This is a genomic window from Paucihalobacter ruber (assembly GCF_006494535.1).
Taxonomy (GTDB): Bacteria; Bacteroidota; Bacteroidia; order Flavobacteriales; family Flavobacteriaceae; genus Paucihalobacter; species Paucihalobacter ruber.
This window is the reverse complement of record NZ_VHIQ01000002.1, coordinates 108,565-120,481: the sequence shown is the minus strand read 5'-3', so window position 1 is coordinate 120,481 and position 11,917 is coordinate 108,565. Positions and strand designations below refer to the sequence as shown.

At 37.2% G+C, this 11,917-nt stretch carries 8 protein-coding genes; all 8 read left to right on the top strand.

Going from position 1 to position 11,917, the window contains the following annotated elements:
- Positions 1 to 87: 87 nt before the first annotated feature.
- The 8 genes from uvrC to pgi all read left to right on the top strand — a co-directional run bounded on the left by uvrC (position 88) and on the right by pgi (position 11,841).
- Positions 88 to 1,881 (top strand): excinuclease ABC subunit UvrC, encoded by a 1,794-nt coding sequence (uvrC, locus tag FJ651_RS04045; protein WP_140989134.1) that lies wholly within the window; start codon positions 88 to 90, stop codon positions 1,879 to 1,881.
- Positions 1,878 to 4,103 (top strand): patatin-like phospholipase family protein, encoded by a 2,226-nt coding sequence (locus tag FJ651_RS04040; protein ID WP_140989133.1) that lies wholly within the window; start codon positions 1,878 to 1,880, stop codon positions 4,101 to 4,103. The genes uvrC and FJ651_RS04040 overlap by 4 nt, the downstream gene beginning before the upstream one ends.
- 434 nt (positions 4,104 to 4,537) lie before the next feature.
- Positions 4,538 to 5,692, top strand: a complete 1,155-nt coding sequence (locus FJ651_RS04035) for a homogentisate 1,2-dioxygenase (protein WP_140989132.1) — start codon at positions 4,538 to 4,540, stop codon at positions 5,690 to 5,692.
- Positions 5,693 to 5,859: 167 nt separating this feature from the next.
- The gene (gene hppD / locus FJ651_RS04030; protein WP_140989131.1) at positions 5,860 to 7,020 is read left to right on the top strand and encodes a 4-hydroxyphenylpyruvate dioxygenase; all 1,161 of its coding nucleotides are present in this window, start codon (positions 5,860 to 5,862) and stop codon (positions 7,018 to 7,020) included.
- Between the two features lie 144 nt (positions 7,021 to 7,164).
- Positions 7,165 to 7,947: a DUF3108 domain-containing protein gene (locus FJ651_RS04025; RefSeq protein ID WP_140989130.1), complete on the top strand. Its 783-nt coding sequence runs from the start codon at positions 7,165 to 7,167 to the stop codon at positions 7,945 to 7,947.
- A gap of 8 nt (positions 7,948 to 7,955) precedes the next feature.
- Complete coding sequence (locus FJ651_RS04020; protein ID WP_140989129.1) at positions 7,956 to 8,885, top strand: tryptophan 2,3-dioxygenase family protein; 930 nt, start codon at positions 7,956 to 7,958, stop codon at positions 8,883 to 8,885.
- Positions 8,886 to 8,897: 12 nt separating this feature from the next.
- Entirely contained in the window at positions 8,898 to 10,193 is a 1,296-nt protein-coding gene (locus FJ651_RS04015; protein WP_140989128.1) for a M23 family metallopeptidase, read from the top strand.
- A 4-nt stretch (positions 10,194 to 10,197) separates the two neighbouring features.
- Positions 10,198 to 11,841, top strand: coding sequence for a glucose-6-phosphate isomerase (pgi, locus tag FJ651_RS04010; protein ID WP_140989127.1), 1,644 nt, complete (start codon positions 10,198 to 10,200; stop codon positions 11,839 to 11,841).
- Positions 11,842 to 11,917 lie beyond the last annotated feature (76 nt).

Genomic DNA, 11,917 nt, shown 5'->3' with positions numbered 1-11,917 from the left:
AATGTAATCTAAAGTTAAATACGCATGGCAACCGTTAATATTTTTTTTAGATAGAATGATTACTCTAATTATTCTTAATTTTACCTTATGCAACCTACATCAGTACAATTACAATTGCAAACTTTGCCAGACGCGCCCGGTGTTTATCAGTTTTACGATAAACAAGGTAAGATTTTATACGTAGGAAAGGCAAAAAACCTCAAAAAACGCGTAAGCTCTTATTTTACCAAAACCCATGAATATGGCAAAACAAGGGTTATGGTTAAGAAAATTACCGAAATCAAACACATTGTTGTAGAGACAGAAACCGATGCATTACTGCTTGAAAACAATCTCATAAAAAAACATCAGCCGCGCTACAATGTAATGCTGAAAGACGACAAATCATATCCCTGGATTTGTATCAAAAACGAACGGTTTCCCAGAGTCTTTTCAACCAGGCGCGTTATTAAAGACGGATCGGAGTATTTTGGTCCGTATACTAGTATGAAAACGGTTAAGACTTTACTCGATTTAATTAAAGGTCTTTATCACATCAGAACTTGTAAATACGATTTATCGGCAGCCAAGGTAGAAGCCGGCAAATACAAGGTTTGTTTAGAATTTCATTTAGGCAATTGTAATGGTCCGTGCGAAGGATTGGAAACAGAGCAGTCTTATCATTCAAATATTGATGCCATCAGAGATATTTTAAAAGGAAATTTTAAAAATTCGCTTCAAAACTTCAAGCAACAAATGCAGAAATATGCCGAAAACATGCGCTTTGAAGAGGCTCAAAAGGTTAAAGAAAAACTCGATATTCTACTCAATTACCAGGCAAAATCTACGGTGGTAAACCCTAAAATAAGCAATGTCGATGTATTTTCAATTGTAAGTGATGAAAGCTATGCCTACATTAACTTTTTGCAATTGTCTTACGGTTCAATTATTCGTTCGCATACTTTAGAACTGAAGAAAAAACTCGACGAAACCGATGAAGATTTACTGCAATTGGGCATTACCGAAATTAGACAGCGATTTCATTCAAAATCAAGAGAGTTGTATGTGCCTTTTCCGGTAGAATTGGGCGAAGATGTGAAGATTACCATTCCAAAATTGGGCGATAAAAAACACATTTTAGACCTGTCTAAGCGCAACGCCATGTATTACAGAATGGAACAGTTAAAGCAGGTAAAAATTGTTGATCCGGATAGGCATATCAACCGAATAATGGCGCAAATGAAAGCCGATTTACGTTTAAGCACAGAGCCCAGACATATAGAGTGTTTTGACAACTCTAATATACAGGGAACCAATCCTGTTGCGGCTTGTGTAGTGTTTAAAAACGGTAAACCCAGTAAAAAAGATTACAGACATTTTAATATTAAAACAGTAGAAGGTCCCGATGATTTTGCCTCTATGGAAGAAGTAGTGTACCGCAGGTACAAGCGATTGTTAGACGAAAATCAATCATTACCACAACTTATAGTAATAGATGGCGGTAAAGGTCAATTATCTTCTGCGGTTAAAAGCTTGGATGCTCTTAATTTAAGAGGAAAAATTGCCATCATCGGAATTGCGAAACGTTTAGAAGAAATATTTTATCCAAACGATTCAATTCCCTTATATTTAGACAAGAAAAGCGAAAGTTTAAAAATCATTCAGCAATTGCGAAACGAGGCTCACAGATTTGGCATAGAGCATCACCGAAATAAAAGAAGTAAAACAGCTTTAAATTCTCAATTGCAAGAAATTAACGGCATAGGCGACCAAACCATTGTAGAACTTATGAAAAAATTTAAGTCGGTTAAGAGAATTTCAGAAGCGTCTGAAGAAGATTTAGCAGCTGTGGTTGGTGCGTCGAGAGCGTCTAAAATAAAAGAATTTTATTCTAATAAATGAGGTACATAGTTATCATATTAAGCCTGTTTTTGTTCTTTCCTGCACTACATGCGCAAGAAGATCAAGAGCCAAAAATTGGCTTGGTATTAAGTGGTGGCGGTGCCAAAGGCTTTGCTCATATTGGTGTATTGAAGGTTATTGACAGTTTAGGCATTAAGGTTGATTATGTTGCCGGTACCAGTATGGGGGCCATTATTGGGTCTTTGTATGCTTCGGGTTATTCGGGTAAACAATTGGATTCTATTTTTAATAGTACAGATTTTGATGTACTTATCAATGATAGGTTTCCACGTGCTTCAGCTTCTTTAACCGAAAGAGATAATTTAGAGAAATATGCCGTAACCTTACCATTTGAAAACTTTAAAATCAACTTACCAAGAGCGCTTTCAAGAGGGCAGAATGTTTATAATTTACTATATCATTTAACATTACATGTAAGCGATGTTAGAGATTTTAAGGATTTGCCCATTCCTTTTTTTTGTATGACTACCAATATTGAAACCGGACAGTCGGTACTGATGGAATCGGGTAATCTGGTGGAGGCCGTTATGGCCAGTGGTGCCTTACCGTCTTTATTTCAGCCGGTAAATATAAATGACGAACTCTTTATTGACGGTGGCGTGATTAACAATTTTCCCATTGAAGAACTTAAAGCCAAAGGTGTTGATGTGATCATTGGCGTTGATGTACAAGACGATTTAAAAGACAGAGAGCAATTGACCGCCGCGCAGGATATTTTGCTTCAAATTAATAATTTTAGAACAATTCAGGCTATGAAAAACAAAGCCATTTTGGCCGATGTATACATAAAGCCGGATATCGCCTCGTTTTCGGTGATTTCTTTTTCCGATGGATTTGAAATTATTGAAAGCGGTCAACTTGCAGCACTTGAACAGCTCGATGCATTGAAATCACTTGTGAAAACCAAGTCGCCTGTAAACAAACCTAACATAGTTATACAAGACAGTATTACTATAAAAGAAAAGTACTATTACGGAAACAAGCGTTACACCAGAGCCTATCTCAACGGAAAATTAAAGTTAAGACAGCCCGAAAGAATAAGCTATCAAAGATTTTTAGATGGTGTTACCAATTTAGTGGCAACCAATAATTTTGACTGGTTTAGGTATACCTTAGAGGCCGAAGATGCCCATAATGATATTTATGAGCTTAAAGCTAACATACAAGAATCGGCAGAAACTACGTTTTTAAGGTTTGGATTGCATTACGACAATTTATACAAAAGTGCGGCTTTAATCAATTTTACTAAAAAGCGTTTTTTAACCAATAACGATGTGTTGTCTTTAGACGTCATTCTGGGTGATAATAGCAGGTATAACTTTGATTATTTTATCGATCAGGGGTTTTATGTGAGTTTTGGAATAAATTCCAGATATAATGAGTTTGATAGAAATGTAAGTGCAGATTTAATTCTGGATGAAAACGACCCATTGCGCGCCAGTCTTAATAAAATTGATGCCGAATTGCACGATTTTACCAATCAGATTTATATTCAAACTTTACTGGCTCAAGACTTTGCACTTACCGGTGGATTTGAACATAAAAATCTGAGAATAGAGTCTGAAACCTTATTAGATGCAAATCAAAACGATGAATTTGTTTTTGAAGACACCAACTACTACAGTATTTTTGGGACTTTAAAGTTAGACACCTACGATAACCGATATTTCCCTAAAAAAGGTGTTTATTTTAATGGCGATTTTCATTGGTATATTGGTGCTACCGGCTTAAACGACGATTTTTCAAACTTTTCAATAGCTAAAGCCGACATTGGTTATGCCTTCAGTTTTTCAAAACGATTTGCGATGTTGCTGGAGTCTTCGGGCGGATTTCAAATTGGGAGTAAGCCCACCAATTTTCTCGATTTTGCCATTGGTGGTTATGCCAATAACTTTATCAATAACTTTTCTACATTTTACGGATATGATTATATCTCCTTAACAGGAAATAGCTTTGTAAAGGGCACCATTACCCTAAATTACGAAGTCTTTAAAAAAAGCTATTTGATTTTTGCCGCCAACTATGCCAATATAGACGATAATATTTTTACCACCGGCGCATGGATTGAGTCGCCAACTTACAGTGGCTACACTTTGGGCTGTGCCACCGAAACGTTTTTAGGCCCAATAGAAATAAGATATGCACGTTCGCCGCAGCTAAGTCAGGGGTTTTGGTATTTTAATGTGGGCTTTTGGTTCTAACAATTTCCTGCGAACGCAGGAATCTCAGGGAGGTAACTCCAAGATTTCCTTTTACTCACAAAAATGTCTTGGAGGAATCTGTTAGCATTTTTCCAATATAAATAAATTCCCGATATTTGTAACACTATGAAACCATTCTGGCAAGACATATTACTTTATTTGCACTTTCTCATCAAGAGAAACCCGGAATAAATTCCTGCGAACGCAGGAATCTCGTGCAGGTAAACTCCAAAAATTTTCTTGTATTCAGATAACCATCAGAAAGGAATCCAATTCAAGTAATCTCTTTTTTCCTGCCATATCCCGCAGTCAACACTAAGGAATCTTTAAATTCCGTATCTTTATAAAACGAGTTTAGACGCTCATAATAAAGTTCATTTTTTATAACAGTGCATATATCGTAAATCATATATCGTAAATCTAATATTAAAACTATGCCTTTTTATCATAAATTAGGAAACATTCCACCAAAGCGTCACACACAGTTTCGTAAGCCTGACGGCAGTTTGTATAGCGAACAACTCTTCGGTACCATTGGTTTTGATGGTATGTACACCAACAGTTACCACGAACAAAGACCCACGCAGGTAAAGGAAATTAGAAAGCAATACAGCGTGGCACCAAAAATTGCCAAAGCAAATTCCATTCAGTCGTATCGCTTACGCGGATTTCAAATCAAACCCGAAAACGATTATCTGGAAAGCAGAAAAACCGTACTTACCAACAGCGATTGCAGCATTATTCTGGCAGCGCCAAAGCAGTCTACCAAAGATTATTTTTATAAAAACACCGATGCTGATGAGCTTATTTTTATACACAAAGGCACAGGCAAATTAAGAACACATCTTGGTAATCTCGATTTTAAATATGGGGATTATTTACTGGTGCCGCGCGGTATCATTTATAAAATAGATTTTGACACCGAAGACAACCGATTGTTTATTGTAGAATCACGCCGTCCTATTTATACGCCTAAGCGCTATAGAAACTGGTTTGGACAATTGTTAGAGCATTCACCATTTTGTGAGCGCGATCTTCGCAGACCACAAGAATTGGAAACATACAACGAGAATGGCGATTTCTTAATCAAAGTCAAAAAACAAAACGATATGTTTGAAATGGTGTACGCCTCACATCCGTTTGATGTGGTTGGTTATGACGGATTTAATTATCCTTATGCCTTTTCAATTCACGATTTTGAGCCGATTACAGGACGCATTCATCAACCGCCACCGGTACATCAAACTTTTGAAACCGATGCCTTTGTGGTGTGCAGTTTTGTGCCGCGACTGTATGATTACCATCCGCAATCCATTCCTGCGCCATACAATCACAGCAATATAGATAGTGATGAGGTGTTGTATTATGTTGACGGCGACTTTATGAGCCGAAATGATGTGGCTGCAGGTCATATTTCGTTGCATCCCGCAGGCATTCCGCACGGGCCGCATCCCGGTGCCGTAGAACGCAGTATCGGCAAAGTAAAAACAGACGAGTTGGCAGTAATGGTAGATACCTTTAAACCGCTACAAATTACAGAAGACGCGCTTAAAATAGCCGATGAAGACTATTTTAAATCGTGGTTATAAATGCCCACCTCAATCCTCCCAAAGGGAGGAAGCTAAAAAAGCCAAATGCTAGTTGTGGCATTTAAAAGAAGAAAACGTTCATTAAATTAAAATTAAAACTAAAACAAAAAATTCAAAGTTTCCCGCTTTGAGTTTCTCCCCTTTGGGGAGATTAAGAGGGGCTTATTATGAGCAAACAAGTAACATCAGTAAATTACGGATTAGAAAAAATATTTGAGGGCGCACAAGACTTTTTGCCCTTGTTAGGCACCGATTATGTAGAATTTTATGTGGGTAATGCCAAGCAATCTGCCCATTATTACAAAACAGCTTTTGGCTTTCAGTCTTATGCCTACAAAGGATTGGAAACAGGTTCGCGAGATCACGTGAGTTATGTGCTAAAGCAAGACAAAATAAAACTGGTTTTAACAACACCACTTAACAGCCAATCACCTATTAATCAGCATCTAGAAAAACACGGCGATGGTGTTAAAGTGATTGCACTCTGGGTTGAAGATGCCACAGCTGCCTTTAACGAAACAACGCAACGCGGTGCCAAACCTTTTATGGAACCTACGGTCGAAAAAGACCAATTTGGCGAGGTAGTCCGTTCAGGTATTTATACCTATGGCGAAACTGTTCATGTTTTTGTAGAGCGAAAAAACTACAAGGGCTTGTTTTTACCGGGTTTTGAAGCGTGGACATCAGATTACAATCCGGAGCCAGTCGGTTTAAAATACATCGACCATATGGTAGGTAATGTAGGTTGGGGTGAAATGGATACTTGGGTAAAATGGTACGAAGAGGTGATGGGCTTTGTTAATTTCCTGTCGTTTGACGATAAACAAATTCACACCGAATATTCAGCTTTGATGAGTAAAGTGATGAGTAACGGCAATGGCAGAATCAAATTTCCCATTAATGAGCCGGCCGAAGCTGCCAAACGTTCTCAAATTGAAGAATATTTAGACTTTTACGAAGGTCCCGGCGTTCAGCATTTAGCGGTTGCCACCGACGATATTATCCAGACTGTGGCGCAATTAAAGGCCAGAGGCGTTGAATTTTTACCACCACCGCCACAAGCTTATTATGACGATATACCCAGAAGATTAGGAACGCACATGGACATGATGAAAGAAGATATTTCAAAACTTCAAGAATTATCAATTCTGGTTGATGCAGACGAAGAAGGTTATTTGCTTCAAATTTTCACCAAACCGGTTGAAGACAGACCAACCTTATTCTTTGAAATCATCCAGCGTATGGGCGCTAAAGGTTTTGGAGCCGGTAATTTTAAAGCATTGTTTGAGTCCATTGAGCGAGAGCAGGCAAAACGAGGAACGCTTTAATTGATAAATATTTAACGTAAAAAACTCTGTAACCAACGTTGCGGAGTTTTTTAATTTGATATTTTTGGAACGGTAATTGTAATTTCTGCTTGAAATGTATGTTTTATCATATAATCAGTTTTTCAAATTACAATACTTAAGGTGATGAATAAAACCATTAAAATATTACTATTACTTTTCTTGCTCCAAACGGCAATGGTTGCTCAAACCAAATCTGCTTTTCAGGATGGTGAGTGGTTTAAGTTTAAAATGAGCTATAGCGGTTGGCTTAAGGCAGGTAACGCCACGTTAGAGTTAAAAACTACGCAGTTAAATAATAAAGAGGTTTACCATGTAATTGGTAAGGGCTGGACCACAGGTGCCATTAAATGGTTTTTTAAAGTGAAAGACAGATATGAGTCTTATTTTGATAAAACAACAGGCTTGCCTTATAAATTTATAAGAGATATAGACGAAGGCGGCCACACCAAAAACATTGAAATTACCTTTGACCAGAAAAGCCGATTGGCGCATGTTCACAATAAAAAACACAATACCAAAGGGTCGTATGCTACCGAAAAAGACGTTCAGGATATGGTATCGGCATTTTACTACCTAAGAAATAATTACGACACCAAAAGTATTAAGCCCGGCGATGAGGTTAAACTCAACATGTTTTTTGACGAAGAAAATTACGAGTTTAAACTTAAATTCCTTGGAAGAGAAACAATTAAAACCGAATTTGGTAAAATCAATACCCTTATTTTTAGACCTTACGTTATGGCCGGTAGAGTATTTAAGGAGCAAGAAAGTTTAACATTATGGGTAAGCGAAGACGAAAATAAAATACCTTTGCGAATCAAGGCAGATTTGGCGGTTGGTTCGTTGCGAGCAGACCTCGAAGCTTTTAAAGGCCTAAAATACGCCATGCCGATAATTTTTGATTAATTCAATTAATGAACGACCAAACTTATCATCACATCATCAAATCACTGGAGCACAAGTACGGTGAGATCAATCAAAAAACAGACGACCATTTAATGGGTTTGCTATACAGCAAGCCAATTACTTACTGGGATTATATTCAAACCGATGCTTTGCTATCGCTTCAAATTCAGCGTACCACCTTACCGGACGAAATGGTGTTTATTGCCTATCACCAAATTAACGAACTCATCTTTAAAATGATTTTATGGGAAATTGAACAGGTTGCCAACAAAGACGACCTAACTGTTCAGTTTTTTGAAGATAAATTAATGCGAGTTAGTCGTTATTTTGATATGTTGACCACATCTTTCAACATTATGCGCGAAGGCATGGAAGTAGAGCAATACATGAAATTCAGATATACCCTAACACCCGCCAGTGGTTTTCAAAGTGCACAATACAGACTCATTGAATTTGCCTCAACAGAGCTCATCAACCTGATAGATTACAGATTTAGGCATAACATAGACCGCAACACGCCTTACACGCATGCTTTTGAGCATTTATACTGGCAGGCGGCAGGTAAAGACCACAAAACAGGTAAAAAGTCAACTTTACTTGTTAATTTTGAAAACCGTTACAAAAGCGAGTTTTTAAATTTCATGGAAACCTATAACAGTAAAAATTTATACACCCGTTTTAAAGAATTGCCCAAAGCAGACCAAAATAACCCAAAACTAGTAGCGGCCATGCGCCATTACGATTATACGGTTAATGTAACTTGGGTAATGGCTCATTACAATACTGCTAAACATTATATAGACAGTGGTATAGGCGATGGTGAAGCCACCGGCGGCAGCGACTGGAAAAAATACATGCATCCAAAATATCAAAAACGCATTTTTTTTCCTGAACTTTGGACTCAGGAAGAACTTGATAATTGGGGCAACGACCAATAAAAATTTAATTTAATGCAACAACAATTGAGATTAATAGCACTAATTCTAATTACTTTAAGCCTTTCATGCGGCAACAAAAATCCCGAAAAAGAACACGATCAACTCGAAGCCATTGCTGAGCCCGAACCTAATATGCGGTTTGGGTTTGATTTCAATAAATACATCGTAAAAAATGATACTGTAAAAAATGGTGAAAGCTTCGGGTTAATTCTACAAAGAAACAATATTGGTTATCCCGATATTTACAACATTGTTGAAAAGTCTAAAGACACCTTCGATATCAGAAAATTGCAAGCCGGGAGACCATACACCTTGCTTTGCTCAAACGACTCAATTCAAAAACCGGTGTGTTTTATTTATCAACCCAATCTTACAGAATATGTAGTAATTAGGTTTGAAGATTCTATACATGCTTATAGAGAAATCAAACCAATTACTTACAAAAGAAGCATTGCAACCGGTGCTATCTCTGATGAATACAGTAGCATTCTTGGCGCATTGTACGCTCAAAATGTTCAAAACACTGCCAATTTGGTATTTGAAATGAGCGATGTGTATGCCTGGACCATTAACTTTTTTAAACTGCCGGCCGGCGATGAATTTAAGGTGATTTATCAAGAACGTTTTATTGATGATACAGTAAGCGTGGGTATTGATAAAATTGAAGCAGCCTATTTTAAACACCGAGACAAAGAGTTTTACGCCTTCAATTATACGATTGACAGCGCCAAAAATATTGCTGATTATTTTGATGAACAAGCCAATAGTTTACGAAAAACCTTTTTAACGGCCCCTGTTCAATTTAGACGCATATCATCACGTTATAACTTAAACAGAAGAATTGCACTTTATGGCAATAAAGTTCGTCCGCATTTAGGAACAGACTTTGCCGCACCAATCAACACACCAATTGTTGCTACTGCTAATGGTGTGGTGATTGAATCTACCCAAAGAGGCGGCAATGGAAAATATGTAAAAATAAAACACAGCGACACTTATAGCACTCAATATTTACATATGAGCAGGCAGGCTGTAAGAAAAGGACAGTATGTAAAACAAGGCGATGTGATTGGTTATGTAGGGATGACAGGTAATACCAGTGGTCCGCATGTATGTTACAGATTTTGGAAAAACGGTAAACAGGTAGACCCTTTTAAGGAGAAATTACCGGAGGCCGAAAAAATTCCTGACAATTTAAAAGAGGATTATCTAAAATTCATTCAACCTCTAAAAGTGGAATTAGATAATATTCCAATCTACAAAACCGAAGTTAAATCTTTAGACGAAAACAAAAATTTTATCAGTTAAATTAATGGCTTTACCTTCAATTAACCCAACCCAAACCAAGGCGTGGACTGCGCTTCAGCAACATTTTAATCACATTCAACAGCAGCATTTAAAAGATTTATTTAAGGAAAACCCAAATAGAGCAGAAGATTTCACCATTAAGTGGGAAGATTTTTATGTAGATTTTTCAAAAAACAGAATTGATGCCACTACCAAACAGCTTTTATTGCAATTAGCTGAAGAGGTAAAGCTGAAAGAAGCCATGCAGCATTATTTTGAAGGTGAGCGCATCAACCAAACCGAAAACAGAGCCGTATCGCACACAGCCTTGCGCATGCCAGAAACGGCTAAAGTTTTAGTTGACGGTAAAAACGTTATCCCCGAAGTTTACCAAGTAAAAGAAAAAATAAAAACCTTTTGCGATGAGGTCATTTCGGGAAAACGAACTGGCTATACCGGTAAAACTTTCACCAATGTTGTTAATATTGGCATTGGTGGTTCAGATTTGGGTCCGGCCATGGTGGTAGAATCTTTGACTTTCTATAAAAATCATCTGAACACACATTTTGTGAGCAATGTCGACGGCGATCATTTTAAAGAAGTTATTAAAAACTTAAATCCTGAAACCACTTTATTTGTAATTGTTTCAAAAACATTCACCACTCAAGAAACTTTATCTAATGCCAACTCTATTAGAGATTGGTTTTTACAATCGGCACCTAAAGATGCAGTTGCCAAGCATTTTATTGCTGTTTCAACCAATATTGAAAATGTTCAGGATTTTGGAATTCACCCCGATAATATTTTCCCAATGTGGGATTGGGTTGGCGGTCGTTTTTCTCTGTGGAGTGCTGTTGGTTTAACCATAGCGTTGGCTGTGGGCTTTGAACATTTTGACGATTTACTGAAAGGTGCTCACAAAATGGATAAGCATTTTAAACATACCTCTTTCGATGAAAATATACCGGTATTAGCTGCTTTATTGACCATTTGGTATAACAACTTCTTCAATGTACAAACCGAAGCGGTTATTCCTTATACGCAATATCTCAATCAGTTTGCTACCTATTTGCAACAAGGTATCATGGAGAGTAATGGTAAAGGCGTCGATAGAAACGGTAATAAAGTAAACTACCAAACCGGAACAATTATTTGGGGTGAACCCGGTACCAATGCACAGCATGCATTTTTTCAATTAATCCATCAAGGAACCAAATTAATTCCGGCCGATTTTATTGGTTTTGCCAAACCGCTTCACGGTAATAAAGATCATCAGGATAAATTAATGTCTAACTTTTTCGCCCAAACCGAAGCTTTAATGAATGGTAAAACCGAAGCTGAAATTAGAAAAGAATTAGAGCAAAAAGGGGTGTCTAAAAATGAAATTGAAAAACTTGCGCCATTTAAAGTTTTTGAAGGTAATAAACCAACCACCACATTCTTCATAAACCAATTAACCCCTGAAAGTTTAGGTAAGTTAATTGCTCACTACGAACACAAAATATTTGTTCAAGGTATTATATGGAATATTTTTAGTTACGATCAATTTGGCGTTGAACTGGGTAAAGAGCTGGCTAATAATATCTTAAAAGAATTCTATAACGATGGTGCGGCCAATCACGATAGCTCAACAAACCAACTTATAAGTATTTATAAATCAAAAAGATAACAATCTTTAAACTTTATTTTATTTAGAACGGGTCCAGATTGAGCTCAAATTTGTAATTTCTTAACATTAGCTTAAT

Coding starts and splice junctions, on each gene's coding strand:
- uvrC (WP_140989134.1), top strand. CDS start 88: ATGCAACCTACATCAGTACAATTACAATTGCAAACTTTGCCAGACGCG.
- FJ651_RS04040 (WP_140989133.1), top strand. CDS start 1,878: ATGAGGTACATAGTTATCATATTAAGCCTGTTTTTGTTCTTTCCTGCA.
- FJ651_RS04035 (WP_140989132.1), top strand. CDS start 4,538: ATGCCTTTTTATCATAAATTAGGAAACATTCCACCAAAGCGTCACACA.
- hppD (WP_140989131.1), top strand. CDS start 5,860: ATGAGCAAACAAGTAACATCAGTAAATTACGGATTAGAAAAAATATTT.
- FJ651_RS04025 (WP_140989130.1), top strand. CDS start 7,165: ATGAATAAAACCATTAAAATATTACTATTACTTTTCTTGCTCCAAACG.
- FJ651_RS04020 (WP_140989129.1), top strand. CDS start 7,956: ATGAACGACCAAACTTATCATCACATCATCAAATCACTGGAGCACAAG.
- FJ651_RS04015 (WP_140989128.1), top strand. CDS start 8,898: ATGCAACAACAATTGAGATTAATAGCACTAATTCTAATTACTTTAAGC.
- pgi (WP_140989127.1), top strand. CDS start 10,198: ATGGCTTTACCTTCAATTAACCCAACCCAAACCAAGGCGTGGACTGCG.